This window comes from Acidovorax sp. GW823-FHT05D11, assembly GCF_058795695.1.
Genome location: NZ_CM179502.1, coordinates 2,116,049 through 2,137,438, shown reverse-complemented (window position 1 = coordinate 2,137,438; position 21,390 = coordinate 2,116,049). Strand labels below are relative to the sequence as shown.

Annotated in this window: 17 protein-coding genes; 10 read left to right on the top strand and 7 right to left on the bottom strand. The window is 70.3% G+C overall.

Annotated elements, in window-relative coordinates:
• Positions 1 to 15 precede the first annotated feature (15 nt).
• A complete protein-coding gene (locus tag AC3RCE_RS09805; protein ID WP_369642230.1) occupies positions 16 to 777 on the bottom strand; it encodes a nitroreductase in 762 nt (253 codons plus the stop codon).
• Between the two features lie 374 nt (positions 778 to 1,151).
• Between AC3RCE_RS09805 and AC3RCE_RS09800 the strand changes: the two genes are divergently transcribed.
• Positions 1,152 to 2,189: a LacI family DNA-binding transcriptional regulator gene (locus AC3RCE_RS09800; RefSeq protein WP_218294212.1), complete on the top strand. Its 1,038-nt coding sequence runs from the start codon at positions 1,152 to 1,154 to the stop codon at positions 2,187 to 2,189.
• Positions 2,190 to 2,226: 37 nt separating this feature from the next.
• On the opposite strand, the gene ispF is transcribed toward AC3RCE_RS09800, so the two are convergent.
• On the bottom strand, positions 2,227 to 2,706 hold the full coding sequence (ispF, locus tag AC3RCE_RS09795; RefSeq protein WP_218340843.1) for a 2-C-methyl-D-erythritol 2,4-cyclodiphosphate synthase: 480 nt from the start codon (positions 2,704 to 2,706) through the stop codon (positions 2,227 to 2,229).
• Positions 2,707 to 2,767: 61 nt separating this feature from the next.
• On the bottom strand, positions 2,768 to 3,673 hold the full coding sequence (locus AC3RCE_RS09790; protein WP_218294210.1) for an IspD/TarI family cytidylyltransferase: 906 nt from the start codon (positions 3,671 to 3,673) through the stop codon (positions 2,768 to 2,770).
• Between the two features lie 96 nt (positions 3,674 to 3,769).
• Here AC3RCE_RS09790 and mfd point away from each other — a divergent pair, with 96 nt between their 5' ends.
• From mfd to AC3RCE_RS09775, 3 genes are all read left to right on the top strand, one after another.
• On the top strand, positions 3,770 to 7,243 hold the full coding sequence (gene mfd / locus AC3RCE_RS09785) for a transcription-repair coupling factor (RefSeq protein WP_492255027.1): 3,474 nt from the start codon (positions 3,770 to 3,772) through the stop codon (positions 7,241 to 7,243).
• A gap of 81 nt (positions 7,244 to 7,324) precedes the next feature.
• Positions 7,325 to 8,002, top strand: coding sequence for a hypothetical protein (locus tag AC3RCE_RS09780; protein WP_218294208.1), 678 nt, complete (start codon positions 7,325 to 7,327; stop codon positions 8,000 to 8,002).
• Between the two features lie 202 nt (positions 8,003 to 8,204).
• A complete protein-coding gene (locus tag AC3RCE_RS09775) occupies positions 8,205 to 9,185 on the top strand; it encodes a Bug family tripartite tricarboxylate transporter substrate binding protein (RefSeq protein WP_369642225.1) in 981 nt (326 codons plus the stop codon).
• Positions 9,186 to 9,313: 128 nt separating this feature from the next.
• Here the strand turns inward: AC3RCE_RS09775 and AC3RCE_RS09770 are convergent, their stop codons facing one another.
• Positions 9,314 to 9,613 (bottom strand): hypothetical protein, encoded by a 300-nt coding sequence (locus AC3RCE_RS09770; RefSeq protein ID WP_369642224.1) that lies wholly within the window; start codon positions 9,611 to 9,613, stop codon positions 9,314 to 9,316.
• A 211-nt stretch (positions 9,614 to 9,824) separates the two neighbouring features.
• Here AC3RCE_RS09770 and AC3RCE_RS09765 point away from each other — a divergent pair, with 211 nt between their 5' ends.
• Positions 9,825 to 12,182 carry a DNA polymerase II gene (locus AC3RCE_RS09765; protein ID WP_369643889.1) on the top strand — a complete coding sequence of 786 codons (2,358 nt, stop codon included), beginning with the start codon at positions 9,825 to 9,827 and terminating at the stop codon, positions 12,180 to 12,182.
• A gap of 107 nt (positions 12,183 to 12,289) precedes the next feature.
• Here AC3RCE_RS09765 and AC3RCE_RS09760 read toward each other — a convergent pair whose 3' ends face one another.
• Positions 12,290 to 13,816: a carotenoid oxygenase family protein gene (locus AC3RCE_RS09760; RefSeq protein ID WP_492255026.1), complete on the bottom strand. Its 1,527-nt coding sequence runs from the start codon at positions 13,814 to 13,816 to the stop codon at positions 12,290 to 12,292.
• Between the two features lie 77 nt (positions 13,817 to 13,893).
• Positions 13,894 to 15,516, bottom strand: a complete 1,623-nt coding sequence (locus AC3RCE_RS09755; protein ID WP_492255025.1) for a serine hydrolase domain-containing protein — start codon at positions 15,514 to 15,516, stop codon at positions 13,894 to 13,896.
• Positions 15,517 to 15,736: 220 nt separating this feature from the next.
• Here AC3RCE_RS09755 and serB point away from each other — a divergent pair, with 220 nt between their 5' ends.
• The 5 genes from serB (at position 15,737) to AC3RCE_RS09730 (ending at position 20,830) form a co-directional block, all read left to right on the top strand.
• Positions 15,737 to 16,450, top strand: a complete 714-nt coding sequence (gene serB / locus AC3RCE_RS09750; protein ID WP_218294204.1) for a phosphoserine phosphatase SerB — start codon at positions 15,737 to 15,739, stop codon at positions 16,448 to 16,450.
• A gap of 32 nt (positions 16,451 to 16,482) precedes the next feature.
• A complete protein-coding gene (locus AC3RCE_RS09745; RefSeq protein ID WP_492255024.1) occupies positions 16,483 to 17,079 on the top strand; it encodes a redoxin domain-containing protein in 597 nt (198 codons plus the stop codon).
• A gap of 158 nt (positions 17,080 to 17,237) precedes the next feature.
• Positions 17,238 to 17,702, top strand: a complete 465-nt coding sequence (locus AC3RCE_RS09740; protein ID WP_492255023.1) for a (2Fe-2S)-binding protein — start codon at positions 17,238 to 17,240, stop codon at positions 17,700 to 17,702.
• On the top strand, positions 17,699 to 19,798 hold the full coding sequence (locus tag AC3RCE_RS09735) for a xanthine dehydrogenase family protein molybdopterin-binding subunit (protein ID WP_492255022.1): 2,100 nt from the start codon (positions 17,699 to 17,701) through the stop codon (positions 19,796 to 19,798). Before AC3RCE_RS09740 ends, AC3RCE_RS09735 begins: the two co-directional genes overlap by 4 nt.
• A 24-nt stretch (positions 19,799 to 19,822) precedes the next feature.
• A complete protein-coding gene (locus AC3RCE_RS09730; RefSeq protein WP_492255021.1) occupies positions 19,823 to 20,830 on the top strand; it encodes a helix-turn-helix transcriptional regulator in 1,008 nt (335 codons plus the stop codon).
• A gap of 63 nt (positions 20,831 to 20,893) precedes the next feature.
• On the opposite strand, the gene AC3RCE_RS09725 is transcribed toward AC3RCE_RS09730, so the two are convergent.
• A complete protein-coding gene (locus AC3RCE_RS09725) occupies positions 20,894 to 21,388 on the bottom strand; it encodes an RrF2 family transcriptional regulator (protein ID WP_492255020.1) in 495 nt (164 codons plus the stop codon).
• Positions 21,389 to 21,390 lie beyond the last annotated feature (2 nt).

Sequence of the window (21,390 nt, the reverse complement as noted above, 5' to 3'; positions counted from 1 at the left end):
TCCTGTTTTGCGCGTTCATGGGTGGTAGGTGGTGAACGACTCGACGCTCTCGCGCTCCGTCACCAGCGTGTTCTCGATGCCCGCCGGGTCGGCGTGGCCCAGGCTCATGCCGCAGACCACCATCTCGGTATCGGGGATGCCCAGCTCGGCGGCAATGACCCGGTGGAACCTGGTGAACGCCACCTGCGGGCAGGTGTCGAGCCCGCGCGCGCGGGCCGCCACCATCACGCTCTGCAGGAACATGCCGTAGTCCATCAGGCTGCCGGCCTGCATCACCCGGTTCACCGTGAAGATCAGCCCCACGGGCGCATCGAAGAAGCGGTAGTTGCGGCCGTGCTGGGCGTGCATGCGCGCCTTGTCGCCCCGGGCGATGCCGAGCAGGCCATACAGGTCCCATCCCACCTTGCGGCGCCGGTTGACATAGGGCGATACCCATTCGAGCGGGTAGTAGTGGTAGGGCTCGGTGAGGGTCGCAGCCTCATCCTCATCGTTGTCCACGGCGGCGATGGCGGTGCTCAGCCGCCCCTTCGCGGCCCCCGTGAGCACGTGCACGCGCCAGGGCTGCGTGTTCATGCCCGAGGCCGCATGGCGCGCCACGTCGAGGATGGAATGCACCTCTTCGCGGGAGACCGGCGTGGGCAGGAATGCGCGGATGCTGCGCCGCGAGACGATGGCCCAGTCCACCGCCTGCCGCAGCTCTGGTAGGGAGGTGGGGGCGGCGGAAACCCGGCTTGCCGCTGGCGCGGCTGGGGATGTGCATAGGGGCGAACAGGTCATGGCGGCATGCTAGGCATGGACGCCGTCCGTGACTGTCGATGCAATGACATTTGGCCGCCTCCGCCTGCCATCCGCCGCGACGGGTCTCAGAACCGGCTCAGTCTCTTTTTGGAGGTCGCATCGGAGGGCAATCGGGATGAGTGGGCGCGTCGGGTGCGCCGCGTGGGCTCATGTCCATGCAGGCAGCCTGGGCGTCCAATCGCCCGATTTCACTCCAAACAGAAGGGCAACAGCCTTGCCGGGCGGTCTGCGGCGTTGCGGCGCTTGCCGATAACACGGGCCGTCGGCTGCGCACCGCGCCTGGCATCCCATCCCGGCAAAGCACTTGTGCGACTCCCCAAGGAGACTGAGCAGGTTCTTATAGACTTCCCCGCATGCCAGCCTCCCCGCCCTCCCCCTCCCTTGCGCCCGCCACCCGCGACCGTCCTTCGGTCACGCTGCGCGAGGTGGCCGAGCGGGCCGGGGTCTCGATGATCACCGTCTCGCGCGCCATCAACACACCGCACCAGGTGTCGGAGGCGACGCGGGTGCGCGTACAGGAGGCCGTCTCCAGCATGGGCTACGTGCCCAACCTGGTCGCCGGGGGACTGCGATCGGCGCGCAGCCATGTGGTCACCGCGCTGGTGCCCACGCTCACGGGGCCGCTGTTCGGCGAGATGGTGCAGGCGCTCACCGATGCGCTGGAGCTGCGAGGGTTCCAGGTGATGGTGGGCCAGGTCGGCTATGCACACTCGCGCGAGGACGAGCTGCTCCGCGCCATCGTCGGCCGGCGCCCGGACGGCATCGTGGTCACCGGCATCATGCATTCGCCCGAAGGGCGCCGCATGCTCATGGCATCGGGCATCCCCATCGTGGAGACCTGGGATTTCACCTCCACGCCCATCGACATGCTGGTGGGGCTGCGGCACGAACAGCTGGGCGCTGCCGTGTGCGAGCATCTGTACTCCAGAGGCCGGCGCCGCCTGGCACTGCTCAGTGGCGGCGACGAGCGCGCCGCACGCCGCGCACGGGGCTTCGAATCCGCTGCCGAGCGCCTGGGCCTGCGCGCGCCTGCCGTGCGTCTGGGCAAGTCACCCACCACGCATGCCGATGGGCGCGACGGCCTGGCCGCGCTGCTCGCCGGGCACCCCGACATCGACGCCGTGTTCTGCAGCTCCGACATGCTGGCCCTGGGCGTGCTGACCGAAGCCCGCGTGCGCGGCATGTCCGTGCCGGAACAACTGGCCGTGATGGGTTTTGGCGACATCGATTTCGCGCAGACCGTGAGCCCCAGCCTCTCCACCGTGCGCATCGACGGCACGCGCATGGGCCAGACGGCTGCCCGACTGATCGCCGACCGCGCCGAGGGCCGCCCCGTGGCCGAACCGGTGGTGGACATCGGCTTCGCGATCATCGGGCGCGAAAGCGCCTGACGAAGCGCGCCCCAGGACGCGCTGCCGCCGCAGAGGGTCAGGCCTTGAAAATCAGGGCGGTGGCCCGTGCCTCCATCGCCAGGCCTTGCCCCACGGGCCCCAGGCGTTCGGCGGTCTTGGCTTTCACGTTGACCTGGCCGGGGTCGACCCCCAGGGCCTTCGCAATGCACTCGCACATGCCGGCAATGTGGGCCGCCAGGCGAGGCGCCTGGGCCACCACCGTGCTGTCCACATTGCCGATGGCGTAGCCCGCGGCGCGCACGCGGCGCGCGGCCTCGGCCAGCAGCACGGCCGAATCGGCGCCCCGGAACTGCGCATCGGTATCGGGAAAATGGCGGCCGATGTCCCCCAGGCCCGCGGCCCCCAGGATCGCATCGGTAATGGCGTGCAGCAGCACGTCGGCATCGGAATGGCCCAGCAGGCCCAGGGTGTGCTCGATGGTCACCCCGCCAATCACCAGCGGCCGACCGGGCACCAGTGCGTGCACATCCCAGCCTTCTCCAATCCTGAAGTTCATCCGTTCGTTCGCCTTCTGCCCGCCAGGGGCTCATGGTCGTCCTGCCCTTGCGCGGGCAGGCTCAGAAAATCGTCTTGCGCCCCGTCTCGGTCGCCCCCTGCCCGCGTTCGCCACCAAAGCGGGCCAGCGTGGTGCCATGGCCGCGCTGCGCCAGCACGGCCTCGGCCAGCGCGAAATCGTCGGGGTAGGTGACCTTGAAGTTCTGCGCGCCGCCGGGCACCAGGCGCGGGTGCAGGCCCATGGCTTCCATGGCGCTGGCCTCGTCGGTCACGTTCGATCCCACCTTGTCGAGCGCGTCCATCAGGGGGCCTATGCGGAACATCTGCGGCGTCTGCGCCAGCCACTTGTTGCTGCGGTCCACGGTGGAGGCCACGCGCACGCCCCCGGGGCCGTCGATCGAGGTCTTGAGCGTGTCGGCCAGCTGGTGTGCGAGCAGGCCGCCCACGCTGTCCTGCGCGCACACATCGATCAGGTGGTCGATCTGCGCCGTGGTGACCAGGCAGCGCGCCGCATCGTGCACCAGCACCCAGTCATCCCGCTGCGCGCCCCGCGCGAGCAGCGCCCGCAGGCCGCCCAGCACCGTATCGGCGCGCGTGGGGCCGCCGCATTCGACCGCGAAGTACGCCGGGTGCGCATGCGCATCCAGGAAACGGTCGCCCGGCGCCACGGCCACCAGCGTGCCCAGCAGCCGGCCCACCCCGGCAAAGGCCGCCAGCGTGTGCAGCACCATGGGATGACCTGCCACCAGGTGGTATTGCTTGGGCAACGCAGCGACGGGTGGTGCCGCCGCCTCGGACGCGGAAAAGACCCCCAGCGTGGACCCGGCAGACAGGCCCGGGGCCGGCACCATTGCCGCAGGCGGGGCCGCCACGGCGCGCGACCCCGTTCCCGCGCAGGGCACCAGCGCCCAGAAACGTCCGTGGGCGGACAAGGGAACGAGGGGTGTTGGCAACAGCACAGCAGTCATGGCCCGCCCATTCTAGAATCTCCGGTTGCCCACCCGTGCAGCCTGCGTGCGTTTTGTGCGCCAGGGGATGCCGTGGGCCCAGACGACACAGCGCGCATGGAACTGCCCAAACTCTCCCCCGGAAAACGCTTCACCCTGCCCCGCCCCGTGGGCAGCGCCGATTCGCTGCTGCTGGCCCGCCTGGCCGAGCGCGACAAGGCCGCCGGCCGCACCACCGCCATCGTCACGGCCGATGCCACCGATGCGCAGCGCCTCATCGAGGAAATGGCGTTCTTCGCGCCCACGCTGCGCTGCGCGCTCTTCCCGGACTGGGAGACGCTGCCCTACGACACCTTCTCGCCGCACCAGGACCTGATCAGCGAGCGGCTGGCCACCCTCTGGCGCATCAGCCAGAAGGACAAGGACACCGGGGCCGACGTGGTGCTGGTGCCCGCCACCACGGCGCTGTACCGCCTGGCGCCGCCGTCCTTCCTGGCGGGCTACACCTTCCATTTCAAGGTCAAGCAAAAGCTCGACGAGGCAAAGTTCAAGGCCCAGCTCACGCTGGCGGGCTACAGCCACGTCTCGCAGGTGGTGAGCCCGGGCGAGTACGCGGTGCGCGGCGGGCTGATCGACCTGTTCCCCATGGGCTCGCTGGTGCCGTACCGGGTGGACCTGTTCGACGACGAGATCGACAGCATCCGCACCTTCGACCCCGACAGCCAGCGCAGCCTGTACCCCGTACCCGAGGTGCGCCTGCTGCCAGGCCGCGAGTTCCCCATGGACGACGAGGCGCGCGCCAAGTTCCGCAGCCGCTGGCGCGAAATGCTCGAGGGCGACCCGACCAAGAGCCGCATCTACAAGGACATGGGCGCGGGCGTGGCCACCGCCGGCATCGAGTACTACCTGCCGCTGTTCTTCGATGAGACGGCCACCGTGTTCGACTACCTGGGCGGCGAGGCCACCGTGGTGCTGCACGGCGACCTGGAGCCCGCCTTCCAGCGCTTTTGGCAGGACACGAAAGACCGCTTTCGCCTGGTGCAGGGCGACCCCGAGCGCCCCGTGCTGCCGCCCGAAGAGCTGTTCCTCTCGGCCGACCAGTTCTACACGCGCGCCAAGGAGCATGCGCAGTTGTCCATCCGCCCCGGCGTTGAGGACGTGGATGACAACCCGCACTTCCACAAGCTCGGCGACCTGTCGGTGGTGCGTGGTGCCGAGGACCCGCTGGCCCGTCTGCACGCCCACATCCGCAACACGCAACACCGCGTGCTGCTGCTGGCCGAGAGCGATGGCCGGCGCGAGAGCCTGCTCGACTTTCTGCGCGCCAGCGGGGTGAACCCGCCGGCCTTCGACTCGCTGGCCGAGTTCCAGGGCTCTGCCGACGAGAAGGTGGGCATTGCCACCGCCGGCCTCACGGTGGGCTTCAGCTGGATCGAGGACGGCATCGACTTCGTGACCGAGACCGAGCTGTTTGCCGCCGGCCCCACCACGCGCCGGCGCAAGAAGCAGGAGCAGGTGAGCGACGTCGAGGCGCTGATCAAGGACCTGGCCGAGCTGAACGTGGGCGACCCCGTGGTGCACAGCGCCCACGGCATCGGCCGCTACCGCGGCCTCGTCAACATGGACGTGGGCAACAAGAACCCCGACGGCACGCCCGCCATGCAGGAGTTCCTGCACCTGGAATACGCCGACAAGGCCGTGCTCTACGTGCCCGTGAGCCAGCTGCAGCTGATCAGCCGCTACACCGGCGTGAGTGCCGACGAGGCGCCGCTGCACAAGCTCGGTAGCGGCCAGTGGGAAAAGGCCAAGCGCAAGGCCGCCGAGCAGGTGCGCGACAGCGCGGCGGAGCTGCTCAACATCTATGCCCGCCGCGCGGCGCGTGAAGGCCACGCCTTCCGCTACAGCCCGCAGGACTACGAGACCTTTGCCAACGACTTCGGCTTCGAAGAAACCGCCGACCAGAACGCCGCCATCCACGCGGTGATCCAGGACATGATCAGCCCCCGCCCCATGGACCGCCTGGTCTGCGGCGACGTGGGCTTTGGCAAGACCGAGGTGGCCCTGCGCGCGGCCTTCGTGGCCGTCACGGGGGGCAAGCAGGTGGCCTTTCTTGCGCCCACCACGCTGCTGGCCGAGCAGCACTACCAGACGCTGGTGGACCGCTTCAGCAAGTGGCCGGTGAAGGTGGCCGAGGTGTCGCGCTTTCGCTCGGGCAAGGAGATCACCGCCGCCATCAAGGGCATCGGCGACGGCACGGTGGACATCGTGGTCGGCACGCACAAGCTGCTGTCTGAGTCCACCAAGTTCCACAACCTGGGCCTGCTCATCATCGACGAGGAACACCGCTTCGGCGTGCGCCACAAGGAACAGATGAAGGCCCTGCGCGCCGAGGTGGACGTGCTCACCCTCACGGCCACGCCCATCCCGCGCACCCTGGGCATGGCGCTGGAAGGGCTGCGCGACCTGTCGGTCATCGCCACCGCGCCGCAGCGGCGCCTGGCGATCAAGACCTTCGTGCGCAACGAGGGCACGGGCGTGATCCGCGAGGCGGTGCTGCGCGAATTGAAGCGCGGCGGGCAGGTCTACTTTCTGCACAACGAGGTGGAGACCATCGAGAACCGCCGCCAGAAGCTCGAAGAGATACTGCCCGAGGCCCGCATCGCCGTGGCCCATGGCCAGATGCCCGAGCGCGAACTGGAGCGCGTGATGCGCGACTTCGTGGCCCAGCGCTACAACATCCTCTTGTGCTCGACCATCATCGAGACCGGGATCGACGTGCCCACGGCCAACACCATCATCATGAGCCGCGCCGACAAGTTCGGCCTGGCGCAGCTGCACCAGCTGCGCGGCCGCGTGGGCCGCAGCCACCACCAAGCGTATGCCTACCTCATGGTGCCCGACACCGAGGGCCTGACCAAACACGCCGCCCAGCGCCTGGATGCCATCCAGCAGATGGAAGAGCTGGGCAGCGGCTTCTACCTGGCCATGCACGACCTGGAGATCCGCGGCGCCGGCGAGGTGCTGGGCGAGAACCAGAGCGGCAACATGCTGGAGGTGGGCTTCCAGCTGTACAACGAGATGCTCAACGAAGCCGTCAAGGCGCTCAAGGCCGGCAAGGAGCCGGACCTGCTCAGCCCCCTGTCGGTCACCACCGACATCAACCTGCACGCCCCCGCCCTGCTACCCGACGACTACTGCGGCGACGTGCACCTGCGCCTGTCGTTCTACAAGAAGCTGGCCACCGCCAAGAACCCCGACCAGATCGACGGCCTGCTCGAAGAGATCGTGGACCGCTTCGGCAAGCTGCCGCCGCAGGCCCAGACCCTGATCGACGTGCACCGCCTGCGCGTGCTGAGCCAGCCCTACGGCGTGGTGAAGGTCGATGCCGCCCCGGGCGTGATCCACATCACCTTCAAGCCCCAGCCGCCCATCGACCCGATGCGCATCATCGAGCTCATCCAGAAGAACAAGCACATCAAGCTGGCAGGCAACGAGAAGCTGCGCATCGAGCGCGAGCTCAAGGACCCCAAGGACCGCGCGCAGATGGTGCGGGACATCCTGCGCTCGCTGGGGCAGCCGGTGGTGGCCTAGCGCGTGCAGACATGATTCGAATGGGCCTCCAGCGCTTATCCATCAAGCTCCAGAAGCTATCAAAACAATAGCAATTTAGAAATGGAAGCCGCCCTGGCCCTGATCGCCCTGGTTGCCGCGCTGGCCGCCCGACCCTGGCGGCTGCTGGCCAGCCGAAAGCCCCTGGCGCATGAGGCAGGGCACGGCGCCCCCGCCCCGCTGTGGACGCCGCTGCTGGCCACGCTCGTCCTGCTGCCCTGGGTCTGGGCCCTGCCCACGCTGCACCAGATGCCGCTGCAACTGCAGTGGTCGGGCGCGTGCCTGGTACTGCTCATGCTGGGTTGGCCGCTGGCCGTGCCGACGCTGCTGGCGGTGGGCGCCATCGCTGCGTGGGTCTCGCCCGGCCTGGGCGGATGGGATGCGCTGGGCATCGCCGTGTGGCAGGGCGTGGTGCCCGCCACGCTGGCGCTGCTGCTGGGCGTGGCGCTGCGCCGCCTGGCGGGGGCCCGATCGCTCGCGGGCGTGCGCGCCTTCGTCTATGTGCTGGGCCGGGGGTTTCTGGGCACTGCGCTGTGCCTGTTCGTGGCGGGCACCCTGTCGCAATGGAGCGGCCACACGCTGCCCGGTGTGGGCGACCAGCTCTCGCTCGTGGCGCGCTGGCTGATGGCCTGGGGCGACGCGGTGGTCACCGGCATGCTGTGCGCGGTGTTCGTGGCGTTCAAGCCCGAATGGCTGGCCACCTGGTCGGACGATCTGTACCTGCATCAGAAAAAGGGCTGAAACGCTTTTTCATTCAGCGCAAGCAGCTATCAAAAAAAGAGCAAACGTGCGCTTCGAGGGGCCTCTTCCTGGCGTGCTGGGAGGTCTGGTGCAGGAATTGCTTGAGAACGGAACACGCGGTATACCTGCGAAAAGGCGATGCCCATCCGCGCCCGCGGGGGCTCGCCTGGCGTGCTGTCCGTCCACCCTTGGGAGCTGTTCCATGCAATTTCGACGTCTTGCCCCGGCCCTGGCCTGTACCGTTCTTTCGCTGTATTGCGCAGCCTCTGCCTGGGCCCAGGGCACCTACCCCGACCGCCCCATCAAGGTCATCGTGGCGCTTCCCGCGGGCGGCAGCGCCGACATGATCGCGCGCGTGGTCACGCAGAAGATGGCGGCCGAGCTGGGCCAGCCCTTCGTGGTGGACAACAAGGCCGGCGCATCCGGGCAGATCGGCACGCCGCTGGTCTCGCGCGCCGCGCCCGATGGCTACACGCTGATGGTCTCGCCGGCGTCCTTCCTCACCACCAACAAGAGCATCTTCAAGACCCTGCCCTACGACCCCGAAGCCGACTTCGTGCCCGTCACCAAGTTCGTGAACCAGCCCATGGTGCTGGTGGTCAAGGACAAGCAGAAATTCCCCACCGTGGCCGCCGTGCTGGCCGCCGCCAAGGCCGCGCCGGGCAAGCTGACCTACGCCTCGTCGGGCGACGGCAGCCCGCAGCACCTGGCGGGGCTGATGTTCACCACCCGCACCAAAACCGACCTGCTGCACGTGCCCTACAAGGGCGGCGCCCCGGCCATCAACGATGCCCTGGCCGGCACGGTGGACATGCTGTTCGCCGTGCTGCCCGAGGCGCTGCCGCACATCCAGTCGGGCAAGCTGCATGCGCTGGGCCTGATGGCTTCGCAGCGCACCGCCACCCTGCCGCAGACGCCCACCATGGCCGAAGCGGGCGCGCCGGAGATGAACCTCTCGGCCTGGGTGGGCCTGCTGGCACCGGCCAAGACGCCCCAGCCCGTCATCGACCGGCTGCAGCGCGCCGCCCACGCCGCCCTGGCCGACCCTGACACCAAGGCCAAGCTCGCCGCCAGCGGCATGGAAGTGGCGCCGGGCACCGGCCAGCAGCTCAAGGACGCGATCACGCAGGAGATCAAGGTCCATGCCGAGCTGGTGAAGGCGGCGGGGCTGGTCCCGCAGTAGGCCGCCGCCCTGGCGGACCTCCCGCCCCGAAAGGCCTGCACCATCCCCGAAGAATCTACCCACTCCCATGGATCTGGCACTCTGCGGGCCTGCCGGGCTTCGGCAACCCGGTCAGCGCGGTGGGGCGGTCAGGGCTCGCGCAGCAACCGGGCATAGCGCCACAGCCCCCAGGCCACGCCCACGGCCAGGCCGATGGCCACGCTCCAGCCCACCGGGACACCGACTGCGAAGGCCAGCAGCAGCATCAGGCCCGCACTCACCAGCGAGATCAGCACCAGCGTCACGAAGTCGAAGTGCGCCACCGCCAGCGTGTCCTCGGCCACGCCGCGCTCCCGGCTTCCGCGCCTGTCGCGCTGGGACCGGAACAGCAGCACATCGACCACGAACTCGAAAAAGCCAACAACAATATCGACCAGGAAACTGAACATCGGAATGCTCCGTGCTTGCAGGGGCTGCCATCGTAGCGCCGGGCACCGCCGGCAAAGGCCCCACTCCGGGCCGGTGAATCAAGGCGCCAGCGCCACACCGGGTGAGCGTGGCGGGGCAACGGCATCCGCCCGCTGCTTCGGCGAGAATCAGCACCCCGACGATCCTCCCACCCCCTTGCGTGCCTTCTGCCTGCCCGTGGCCTCCATCCCCATGAAGGGCTTCATCCTCACGCGCCACTGGCGGGACACACCGGCGGGCACCGAGATCGAGTACTGGCTGGCGACGGATGCCGGGCCGCTGAAGGTGCTGCTGACCGGCCAGACCTCGGTGGCCTTCGTCGAGGCGCGGCACCGGGGCACGGTGGACGCGCAGCTCCTGGCCCTGCCGGACGTGGAGCTGCGCGCGCTCGACCTCAAGAGCTTTCAGCAGGAGCCCGTGATCGGGGTCTACGCCAGGCACTTTCGGCAGCTGGGGCGCCTGGCGCGCTCGCTGCAGCAGCTGGGCATCTCCCTGCTCGAAGCCGATGTGCGCCCGCACGAGCGCTACCTGATGGAACGCTTCATCACCGCTGGCGTGCTGGTGGAAGGCGGGCGCACCGAAAACGGCGCCCGCGTGGACTGCAGGCTGCTGCCCGCGCCCGACTACCGGCCCACGCTGAAGGTCGTGTCGCTGGACATCGAGACCAGCCAGCACCAGGCGCTGTACTCCATCGCGCTCGACGGCATGGCCGAGCGCGTGGTGTACATGCTGGGCGAGCCGCCCTCCGCGCCCACGGAGCCCCCGGGCTTTGCGCTCGTCTACTGCCCCACCCGCCAAGCGATGATCGAGCAGCTCAACGACTGGTTCGAGCGCAACGACCCGGACGTGGTCATCGGCTGGAACGTGATCCAGTTCGACCTGCATGTGCTGCAAAAGACCGCCGACGAGTGCGCCACGCCGCTGCTGCCGGGCCGCGAGCGCCGGCCCATTGCCTGGCGCACGCACCCGGGCAAGCAGGGCTACCTCTTCGCGCCCATGCCCGGGCGGGTGGTCATCGACGGCATCGAGGCGCTGCGTGCGGCCGTGTGGAGCTTTGCGTCGTTCAGCCTCGAAAACGTTTCGCAGCAACTGCTCGGCGAGGGCAAGGAGATCGGGGACGAGTACGACAAGATGGCCGAGATCGAGCGGCGCTACCAGCACGACAAGCCCGCGCTGGCCACCTACAACATCCGCGACTGCGAGCTGGTGCTGCGCATCTTCGAGAAGGCCCGGCTGCTGCAGTTCGTGATGGAGCGGGCCCACACCACCGGCCTGCAGATGGACCACTTCGGCGGCTCCATCGCCGCGTTCAGCCACCACTATCTGCCGCGCATGCACCGCCTGGGGTACGTGGCCCCGAATGTGGGCGAGATCCAGGGCAAGTCCTCGCCCGGCGGCTACGTGATGGACTCCCGGCCCGGCTTCTACGACTCCGTGGTGGTGCTGGACTACAAGAGCCTGTACCCCTCGATCATCCGCACCTTCCTCGTCGACCCGGTGGGGTATGTGGAGGGCCTGCACGCCAGCGACGCGGCGCCGCTGATCCGGGGCCCGCTGGGCACGCGCTTCTCGCGCGACAGGCACTGCCTGCCGGAGATCGTCACCACCCTCTGGCGCGCGCGCGACGAGGCCAAGCGCGCGAAGAACGAGCCCCTGTCCCAGGCGCTGAAGCTGGTGATGAACTCGTTCGCCGGCGTGCTCGGTGCGTCGGAATGCCGCTTCTTCAACCCGCAGGTGATCTCGGCGATCACCCTGCGCGGCCATGCGATGGTGAAAGCCACCCGCGACTTCGTGGAGCAGCGCGGCTACGAGGCCATCTACGGCGATACCGACTCCATCTTCATCTGGCTCAGGCGCACCCACACCAACGCCGAGGCGCACGCCGTGGCCGCAGGGCTGGTCAAGGACATCAACGCCTGGTGGACGCGCACCCTGCGCGAAGAGCAGGGCCTTGAGAACTACCTCGAGATCGAGTTCGACACGCACTACAGGAAGTTCTTCATGCCCACCATCCGCGGATCGGACGTGGGCAGCAAGAAGCGCTACGCCGGCCTGAGCGTGGACGTGGAGGGCAAGGAGGAGATGGTCTACCGCGGCCTGGAGATGGCCCGCAGCGACTGGACGCCCCTGGCCCGGCAGTTCCAGGAAGGGCTGCTCTCGCGCGTGTTCCAGGGCATGCCCTACCGGGACTTCGTGGCCGGCTACGCGCAGGCCACCCTGGCCGGCGGCAAGGACGACCTGCTCGTCTACCGCAAGCGCCTGCGCCACCGCCTGGACGCCTACGTGGCCAACGTCCCGCCACAGGTGCGTGCCGCCCGCATGGCCGACGAATACAACGCCCGCAGGGGCCGGCCCCAGCAGTACCAGAGCGGCGGCTGGATCCGCTACGTCATGACCCGCAACGGGCCGGAGCCGCTGGAGGCGCGCCGTTCCCCCATCGACTACGGGCACTACCTCACCAAGCAGATCCAGCCGATCGCGGACGCCATCCTGCAGCCGCTGGGCGAGAGTTTCTCCCACCTGACCTCGGCCCAGCAGGACCTGTTCTAGCGCCAGCCACCTGGCTCGGCAAGGCGGGCCCAGGGCAAGGCACAAACCGCCGGGCGCACCGCTGCTACCGGCGCGGTGCGGTTGCGGTGCAGGTGAAGACGCTCATCTCAGGCCCGCTTCCACGCCGCATGGAAGCCGAACGGCACCACCTGCGGCAGGTGCAGCGTGGCCAGGCAGTGCATGCTGGCCGGGTCGACCACGCCGATCACCGTGCCGGTGTCGTCCTCGGCCAGCGTGGGCACCAGCAGCACGCCGTCGTCCTCGGCGCTGGAGCCGGGGCGGTCCACGAACAGGGGTTCCATCTGCACGGCGGCCTCGCGCTGCCAGATGCCGGCGATGCGGCCGCCGTCCAGGTCCAGCTTCACGGTACGGTCGAAGATGGGCGCCTTGCCTTCGGGGTCGAAGCCCGCGAACCAGGCGTGGCGGGACTGCTTCCGGCCCCAGTAGGCGCCATGCACGGCGGGCAGCTCCACGCTGGCGCCTTCCACCAGCGTCCGGGGCTGCGCATCGCTGCGGCCGGGCTCCAGCCGGTAGCGCTGCACGCGGTGCTGCACGCCCACCGGCACCCCGGCGCGCAGGCGCTCCAGACGCAGGGCGCTGAAGATCTCGGGGCCATCGGTGGTGCACAGGTCCAGCACCAGCACGGGTGCGCCACGGCCGTCGGGGCTGGGCTCGTCCCAGGCCTGCACGGCATGAAAACCGGTCATCGCCGGCACGGCCCAGCTGCGCACGCTGCCGTCGATGAGCGAGATGGCGTCGATGCGCGAGCCCAGGGACTGGTTCCACGCAAAGCTGTCGATGAAACCCCTGCCCGACAGCGCCAGCTTGATCGCGTTGAGCCGCATGGCCGGCTGCCACACGATGGCATGGGTGGGCGTCATCGCAAACGCATGCAGGTAGCCGGCCTGGCGCACGGACCAGCGCGCCAGCACCTCGCGCCGCCGGCTGCCCTGGACGATCTTGAACAGCTTGTAGGTGCACTGGGGGCCCACCTCCAGCCCCACGTTCCAGTAGGCGCCCTGCGCGTCCGTTATGCCATGGGCCGACATCACGTGGATCACCTCGGCATCGTCGTACACGATGCGCCCCGTGGTGGCCAGCGTGTCGGGATCGAAGCTGGTGAGCAGCGGCGTCTCGGTCTGCGCCACCCATTGCGAGCCGATGCGCGCCATCACCACCGCCCCGTTGTCCGTCACCTTGGGGTGGCGCAGGTGGCGCAAGCGCGTGAAGAAGCCCGCCGGGTCCGGCGTGCCAAAGGCCGCACGCGCCGGCTTGCGCGCCGCCAGGCTTTCGCGCAGGTCGTCGGTCTGCAGGTAGCGGCTGCGGTAGGTGGCACTGGCCCCGCCCATGTCCCCCGGGGCCAGCCGCACCCGGTGCAGCATGGCCAGGCCATCGAACCAGTGTTCGTAGCTGCCGTGCGGCAGGTCCCACAGCGCCGGGCCGTTGAGCAGCAGGCTGCCGCCGATGAGCCATGGGGGAATCTGGCCGCGGATCTCGACCGGGGAGTCGGACATTTCACGGGCGATGGATTGGAGGCCGCGCAGGCGGCCCAGGGAGCTGGATGGCGCTGGTGCTGCGGACTGGGCGAGGGTCATGGGCTTCTGGTCGAAATGGCTGTTCAGGCGTCTTGGCACGGGTGTGCGTCCATCATGTCCCAAACCGGGCCAAGGCTGCAGTGGAAATTTACCCAGGGAACTCGCACATGCCGCCCCTACCCGGCAGCCCGCCCCCGCACCTGTCCCCTGACCCCCCAGTTGTTCTCCAGCCCCACGTTCACCGCCTTCCCGCCATCCTCGAATGTCAGCGTGATGACGGTGACCTCCCCATCGGCCACCGAGCGCGAGATGAGCTGGAAGCTCTGCGCATCGAGCCAGTGGCCCTTGATGGCGATGACCCTGTCGGGGCCCTGCGGGGCGGTGCGGTACAGGCCGTCCAGGCCCAGGGGGCCGGCCACGGGCTCGCGCGGCAGCTCCGGGCGGCCGGGATCGAACGTGACTTCATAGCGCGGGTTGGCGGGGGTCAGGTCCAGCACCAGGCGCTGGATGCCCAGGGGGTTGCGCTCCAGCACCCAGGCCTTGCGCGAGACGGTGGCGGCCAGCTCGGGGGTGGTGGCCGGGCTGGTGCTGGGCTTTTCCACCCCGGCGTCGCGGATGCGCGCGGCCAGCTGCTCCTGCGCGGCGCTGTCGGCGGGCAGCGGCTCGTGCGAGCGGGCCGCCGCAATGATCTGGTCGAGGAACGGAGGCAGCGGGTAGTTGCGCCGGCCCGTGACCGCCACGACCACGTCCAGGTCGGGCAGCACCACGATGAGCTGGCGGTTGAAGCCGGCCGTGAAGTAGGCGCGCCTGGACGGGATGCTCCACCAGCCGTTGGCGTACCTGAAGGCAGGCGCGGCGCTGCCGAAACCCATGTCCACCACCGGATTGAAGACCTGCTCCACCCAGGCGGCGGGCAGCAGCTGGCGGCCGTTCCACTGGCCCCGGCGCAGGTAGAGGTACCCGATGCGCGCCATGTCGCGCGGGTGCAGGTACAGGCCCCAGCCGCCCATTTCGATGCCCTGCGGGTCCTTGCGCCAGCGCACGTCGGTGATGCCCAGGGGGCCGAACAGGCGCTTTTGCGCATAGGCCAGGGTGCTGCCGCCGGTCTTGTGCGCGAGGATGGCCGAGAGCAGGTGGGTGTTGCCGCTGTTGTAGTTGAAGCCCGTGCCAGGCGCCTGGGCCATGGGCCGGTCAAGCACGAAGCCCTGCCAGTCGCGCGCGCGGGCCAGCTGCAGCATGGTCTCGGGCACGGCGTCGCTCAGCGGCTCGATCCAGTGCAGGCCCGAGGTCATGTCCAGCAGGTGGCCCAGGGTCATGGCCTTCTTGGCGGCATCGGCGCTGGCGACCTGGCGGCCTTCGAAGAAGTCGAGCACGGGCACGTCGCGCGAGGCGATCAGCCCGTCCTGGATGGCCATGCCGGTGAGCGTGGCGACGATGCCCTTGGTGGTGGAGTTGACGGCGTGCTGGAGCCCCTCGCGGTAGGGGGCGTAGAAGGCTTCGGCCACGAGGGTGCCGTGGCGCGTGACGAGCAGGCTGTCCATGCCCTGCGCGGCGCCGTAGCCGATGAGCCTGGCCAGCGCCGCGGAGTCCATGCCCTGGGCCTCGGGCGTGCTTTCGGCCCAGTCGTCGCCCGGCCATGGGGCCACGGCGGGGGCGGCCTGTGGTGCGGGCGCCGCGGCATCTTGCGCGGCCGCCACCGCGAAGGGTGCGGCGGCACCGGCCAGCAGCACGGCCGTGGCCTGCCTGCGGTTGATCGGTGCGGCGCCGGCCTGCCCAGCCGCCCTGCGTCCCCTGTGCATCGCCATCGCCTGCCTCCCTCCGTTGCATGTTGTGCGGGAATCATATGCGCCCGGCCGTGCGCGCTCCGGCCCGCTGTGCGGGGACCGTTGCCGTTTTTCCACGCCGGCATCGCCAGCAGGCGCCGGGCCGATGCGGCCCTGCGCGCCTCCGCCCGAGCCCCGGGGCGCGGGCGATACCATTGCGGGTTCCGATCTCCGCATTTGCCAAGAGCGCCCCGCCATGAAAAACGCCACCGAATTCGCCCCCGGCCTTGTTGTCCAGGGCATCGAACCCCCGTTGTCCCTGTCCGCCTACAAACTCATCGCGTTCGACATGGACTCCACCCTCATCAACATCGAGTGCGTGGACGAGATCGCCGATGCCGCCGGCCGCAAGGCCGAGGTGGCCGCCATCACCGAAGCCGCCATGCAGGGCATCATCACCGACTACAAGGAAAGCCTGCGCCAGCGCGTGGCCCTGCTCAAAGGCGTGACGGTGCAGCACATGGAGCAGGTGTTCAGCGAGCGCCTGCGCTTCAACCCCGGCGCCCAGGAGTTGATCACCGCCGCCAAGGCCGCGGGCCTGACCACGCTGCTGGTCTCGGGCGGCTTCACCTTCTTTGCCGACCGTGTGAAGGCCGGGCTGGGCATCGACTTCGCCCGCTCCAACATGCTGGAGGTGGACAACGGCCAGCTCACCGGCCGCATGGTGGACCAGGCCTGGGGCGACATCTGCGACGGCGCGGAAAAGCGCCGCACGCTGCTGGAAGTGGCCTCGCTCATGGGCATTGCGCCATCCCAGGCCATCGCCGTGGGCGACGGCGCCAACGACCTGCCCATGATGGATGCCGCGGGCCTGTCGGTGGCCTACCACGCCAAGCCCGCCGTGCGTGCGCAGGCCAAGGTGGCCATCAACCAGGGCGGGCTGGACCGCCTGCTGGAAGTGCTGCGCTGATCCAAAGTCCTTCGCCCGCGCATCGCCCCGCCATGCTCCGGTCCTTCTTCGCCCGCGCATGGTTCTCACTGCGCACTGGCTGGAAGCAGCACCTGGCCACCCTCGCGCTGGCGTGGATCGCCGTCGTGGCGGTGGACACCTGGCGCACGCGCGATCTGCCCCGGGGGCCCGCGCCCGATGCATTGCTGGTGATGGCATCCACCCCCACCGGCGCCACCACCACCCCGCCCGCCGGCACCACCCTGGCGCAATGGCGCGCGCAGCACCCCGGCCAGGCCGTGGCCGTGCATTTCTGGGCCGAATGGTGTGCGGTCTGCAAGCTGGAAGAGCCCGGCATCGCCAGCCTGTCCACCGACTGGCCCCTGCTGGGCGTGGCCATGCAATCGGGCAATGCCGAGCGGGTCGCGCAGGTGCAGCGCCAGCGCGGCATGGCCTGGCCCACGGCGGTGGACCCGCAGGGCACGTTCTCGCGCAGCTGGGGCGTGCGCGCCGTGCCCGCGCTGGTGGTCATCGACGCCCAGGGCCAGGTGCGGTTCGCCACCTCGGGCTATACGCCGCAATGGGCGATGCGCCTGCGCCTGTGGTGGGCGCAGACCATGCCGCAGTGGAATGCAATGCTCCCGAAATAATAGCTACCAGCGCTTGAAGAATAAGCGCCAGCGGCCATTTTCATTCATATCCCTGGCGTGGCGAGCCCCTTGCCGCACCGGTCCGTCTGGCGCAGATCTTCAAGACCTGCCGCCCCTGCCTTTGCACACTGGCCTCCATACCACCACCGGAGGCCCGCATGCACATCACCCTGAACCAGCAACACCAGCCCGTGCCGCCCGGCTGGGAGGACGAACCCCTACTCTGGCTGCTGCGCGAGCCGCTGGGCCTGGTCGGCACCCGCTTTGGCTGCGGCGTGGGCCAATGTGGCGCCTGCACGGTGCTCATTGACGGGGTAGCTCAGCGCGCCTGCCTGCACAGCGCACGCGGGCTGCAGGGGCACGCCGTCACCACCGTCGAAGGGCTGGCTGCGGGCGACGGCACGCTGCACCCCGTGCAACAGGCCTGGCTGGACCTGCGCGTGCCCCAGTGCGGCTACTGCCAGAGCGGCCAGATCATGGGCGCGGTGGCGCTGCTGCGCGCCACGCCCCGGCCCACCGATGCGCAGATCGACGCCGCCATGTCGGCCCACCTGTGCCGCTGCGGCACCCAGCACCGGGTGCGGGCGGCCATCCACCAGGCCGCCCAGGGCACCGCGCCATGAAGCGCCGCCAGTTTCTGGCCACCGCTGGCGCCGGGGCGCTCACGGTCACGCTGGCGGGCTGCTCACTGGTGCCGGTGATCCCCCAGCGCCCCACCTCCACCGCCGATGACGCCCTGGGCTGGATACGCCACGAAGGCGGCCGCTACACGCTGTGGCTGCCCAGCACCGAGATGGGCCAGCAGATCAGCGCCGCGCTGCAAGGCCTGGCGGCCCAGGAGCTGGGCGTGCCGCCCGCGCAGGTGCACCTGCGGCTGCCTGCCACCACCGACATCGCCCGCATGCGCGCCACCGTGGGCAGCGCCAGCGTGCAGGACTTCGCCCTGCCGCTGGCACGCGCCTGCGCCACCCTGCGCGAGGCGCTGGCCCAGGGGCGGACCACGGGCACGCTCGGCGCGCGCGCCATCCCTGCCAGCGCCCTGCGCAGCCTGCAGCCGCGCGCAGGCGCCCGGCCGCCCGCCGCCCCGGCCCCCGGCCAGCTGCACGCCATCGTCACGGGCCAGCCCCTGTTCGCGGGCGACACGCGCCTGCCCGGGCTGCTGTACGGACGCGTGCTGCGCGCACCGGCGTCGGCCGAGCTGACCTCGCACCCCCGGTCCTTCGACGAGGCCGCCGCGCGCGCCGACCCCGCCTGCGTGGCCGTGCTGCAAAGCCCCCGCCTGCGGCAGATGGGCAGCCGGGGCCTGGGCATCGTGGCGCGCACGCCCGCCGCGCTCGACCGCATCGAGGCCGCGCTGGCCGTGCAGTGGGAGGTGGATGGCGCCTTCGGGCAGCCGGCCATCGACGAGCGCATCGACATCGACCAGCACCTGCGCCGTGGCCGCCTGCAGCATGCCGTGCGCCAGGACGACGTGCCCGGGGACACCCTGTGGACGCTGGACCTGCGCATGGACATCCCGCTGGCCGCCCACGCTCCCATCGAGCCCCGCAGCGCCACCGCGCAGTGGATGCCGCAGGAAGGCGAAGGCCCCGCGCTGCGCGTCTGGGCCGGGACGCAGGACATGTTCTACATCCGCGACGTGCTCGCCCGCCAGCTCGGCCTGGAGGCGGGGCGCATCGCGGTGCAGGCCTGCCGCGTGGGTGGCGGCTTTGGCGGGCGCACGCTGTGCACGGTGGAGCTGGAAGCCGCCGTGCTCGCCCAGGCGGCGGGCGCGCCGGTCAAGGTGCAATGGAGCCGCGCGCAGGAATTTGCCCAGGGCTTCCAGCGCCCGCCGTCGAGCCACCGCATCCGCGCCCGCGTGCACCAGGGGCGCCTGACCCACTGGTGGCATGCCTTCGCCAGCAGCCACATCCTGTTCACGCCCGCCGCCATGCCGGTGTGGATGCAACGCCTGGCCGACCTGGCGGGCGACAGCGGCGTGGCGCGCGGCGCGCAGTTGCCGTATGGCGTGCCCCGGCAGCGCATCGAATTCACCGCCGCCCGGCTGCCCGTGCACACGGGCCCCTGGCGCGGCCTGGGCGCGGGGCCCAACACCCTGGCCGTGGAAAGCGCCATGGACGAATGCGCGCGCCTCGCGGGGGCCGACCCGCTGGACTGGCGCCTGCGCCACACCTCGGACACGCGCCTTGGCGCCGTGCTGGCGCAAGCCGCCAGCCACGCGCGCTGGGGCGAACGCCCCCGCAGCGACGCCACCACGCTGCGCGGCCGCGGCATCGCGGGCGGTATCTACAAGGGCGTGAGCTACGCCGCCGCCGTGGCCGATGTGGAGGTGCACCGGGGCACGGGCGAGGTGCGCGTGACCGCGATCTGGTGCGCCCACGACTGCGGCCTCGTCCTGCAGCCCGATGGCGTGCGCGCCCAGACCGAGGGCAACCTCGTCTGGTGCCTGGGCATGGTGCTGCTGGAGCAAGTCCCCGTGGCGCGTTCGGGCGTGGCGGCGGCCACCTTCGCCGACTACCCGCTGCCGCGCATGGGCGACGTGCCGCCGCTGCACGTGCACCTGGTGGACAGCCGCGAGCCCCCGACGGGCGCCGGCGAGACCGCCATGGTCGCGGGGGCGGGGGCCATCGCCAACGCGCTGCGCGACGCCACCGGCGTGCGGTTCACCCGCCTGCCCGTGCGCCGCGCGGACGTGCAACACGCGCTGGCCCCGCGCTAGGCCGCGCGGGCACAATCCGGCCCCATGCAAGACTTCGCCAGCGCCGCCATGGTCCGCCTGCTGGTGCGCGCCATGCACGCGCACGGCCTGGCGCCGCCGCCCGCGCCCCATGGCCTGCACGGCGGTCCCCAGGGCAGCCGCGTGCCCCTGGCCTGCAAGCGCGCGGTGGTGGAAGCCATCCTGCGGCAGGGCGGGCCCGCGATGCTGCTGCGGCTGGCCCAGCGGGTGGACCTGCTGCAAGGCGACCCCGTGCACCGGGCCCTGATGGGCGCCGCCGACATGGCCGCCCTGCTCGCCCGCTGGCAGCGCCTGGAGCGCTACGTCCACTCCCGCCATCAGGTCAGCGTGCAGGCCCTGGGCCCAGGGCGCCTGCAACTGCGCCATCATGCACGCGCTGGCGTGGCCCAGCCGCCCCTGCCCACCGAAAGCCTCGCCGTGCTGGGTGTGCTGCTGGGCGCCGGAAAGGCCCTGGGCGTGCGCGCACTGGGGGTGGAGATGGCTGCGTCCCGCCTGCGATGGGATGCCGATGACCGGCGGGGAGGGGGACTGGACGGGGACCTGGACGGACGGCTCGCGCAACTCATGGCGCACGGCAAGGTGGACCAGTGGGTGCTGCACTGGCAAGCCAGCGGCGCACGCGCCCCCGAGGCACCACCGCCGAGTGCCGCAACCGGCCTGTGCGACCCCCTGCCCTGGCCGCCCCTCGCGCATGCGCTTGCCCGCCATGTGCTGCAAGACCCCGCCGCCCCGCACACCGTGGATGCGCTGGCGCGCCAGGCGGGGCTCGCGCGCCGCAGCCTGCAACGGGCCTTGTCAGGCACCGGCCTGAGCTGCCGCAGCATCGTGGCGGAGGCCCGGGCCCGCGCCGCCGCGCAGTGGCTGCTGCAGGAGCGCCACGGCCTGGCGGAGATCGGTTTTGCCTGCGGCTTCGCGGACCAGCCGCATTTCACGCGCGAATTCGCGCGCCATGTGGGCCTGACCCCCGCCCGCTACCGGCAGGCGTTCGGGGAGCCGGTGCAAACCCCTCAGTGACTATGTTTTTAATAGCACCTTGCGCTTGACAGTAAAGCGCCACAGCCCTTTTTCGTTCAGAATTCAATCCCCATCCGGCGCGGCCCGCCGCGCGGCCCCGTTGCGAGGCACAGCCACGGTGGGCAGGGCGCCGAAGCCCAGGGCGGCGGCCTGTGGCGCCATCAGATCCTCCAGCGTCACGCCATCGAGCACCGTCAGGTAGGCCTGCATGGCCTGCCACAGCACGCCCTTGAGGCGGCAATGGCTGCTCAGGCGGCACTGGTTGGTGGCGGGGTCGAAACACTCCACCAGATTGAAATCCGTCTCGGTGGCCCGCACCACCGCGCCAATGTTGATGGTGCCCGCAGGCCGCATCAGCCGCATGCCGCCTCCCCGGCCGCGCGTCGTCTCCAGCAACCCCTGGGCGGACAGCTGCTGCACGATCTTCATCAGGTGGCTGCGCGAGATGCCGTAGCCCTGCGCCACCTCGGTGATGGTCACCGGCTGCTGGCGGCCTTCGGTGGCGGCGCAGTACATGAGCACCCGCAGCGTGTAGTCGGTCCATTGGGTCAGGCGCATGG

Coding starts and splice junctions, on each gene's coding strand:
- ispF (WP_218340843.1), bottom strand. CDS start 2,706: ATGAACTTCAGGATTGGAGAAGGCTGGGATGTGCACGCACTGGTGCCC.
- AC3RCE_RS09735 (WP_492255022.1), top strand. CDS start 17,699: ATGAAGCGCCGCCAGTTTCTGGCCACCGCTGGCGCCGGGGCGCTCACG.
- AC3RCE_RS09730 (WP_492255021.1), top strand. CDS start 19,823: ATGCAAGACTTCGCCAGCGCCGCCATGGTCCGCCTGCTGGTGCGCGCC.
- AC3RCE_RS09755 (WP_492255025.1), bottom strand. CDS start 15,516: ATGCACAGGGGACGCAGGGCGGCTGGGCAGGCCGGCGCCGCACCGATC.
- AC3RCE_RS09770 (WP_369642224.1), bottom strand. CDS start 9,613: ATGTTCAGTTTCCTGGTCGATATTGTTGTTGGCTTTTTCGAGTTCGTG.
- AC3RCE_RS09765 (WP_369643889.1), top strand. CDS start 9,825: ATGAAGGGCTTCATCCTCACGCGCCACTGGCGGGACACACCGGCGGGC.
- AC3RCE_RS09805 (WP_369642230.1), bottom strand. CDS start 777: ATGACCTGTTCGCCCCTATGCACATCCCCAGCCGCGCCAGCGGCAAGC.
- AC3RCE_RS09740 (WP_492255023.1), top strand. CDS start 17,238: ATGCACATCACCCTGAACCAGCAACACCAGCCCGTGCCGCCCGGCTGG.
- AC3RCE_RS09775 (WP_369642225.1), top strand. CDS start 8,205: ATGCAATTTCGACGTCTTGCCCCGGCCCTGGCCTGTACCGTTCTTTCG.
- AC3RCE_RS09745 (WP_492255024.1), top strand. CDS start 16,483: ATGCTCCGGTCCTTCTTCGCCCGCGCATGGTTCTCACTGCGCACTGGC.
- AC3RCE_RS09790 (WP_218294210.1), bottom strand. CDS start 3,673: ATGACTGCTGTGCTGTTGCCAACACCCCTCGTTCCCTTGTCCGCCCAC.
- serB (WP_218294204.1), top strand. CDS start 15,737: ATGAAAAACGCCACCGAATTCGCCCCCGGCCTTGTTGTCCAGGGCATC.
- AC3RCE_RS09780 (WP_218294208.1), top strand. CDS start 7,325: ATGGAAGCCGCCCTGGCCCTGATCGCCCTGGTTGCCGCGCTGGCCGCC.
- mfd (WP_492255027.1), top strand. CDS start 3,770: ATGGAACTGCCCAAACTCTCCCCCGGAAAACGCTTCACCCTGCCCCGC.
- AC3RCE_RS09725 (WP_492255020.1), bottom strand. CDS start 21,388: ATGCGCCTGACCCAATGGACCGACTACACGCTGCGGGTGCTCATGTAC.
- AC3RCE_RS09800 (WP_218294212.1), top strand. CDS start 1,152: ATGCCAGCCTCCCCGCCCTCCCCCTCCCTTGCGCCCGCCACCCGCGAC.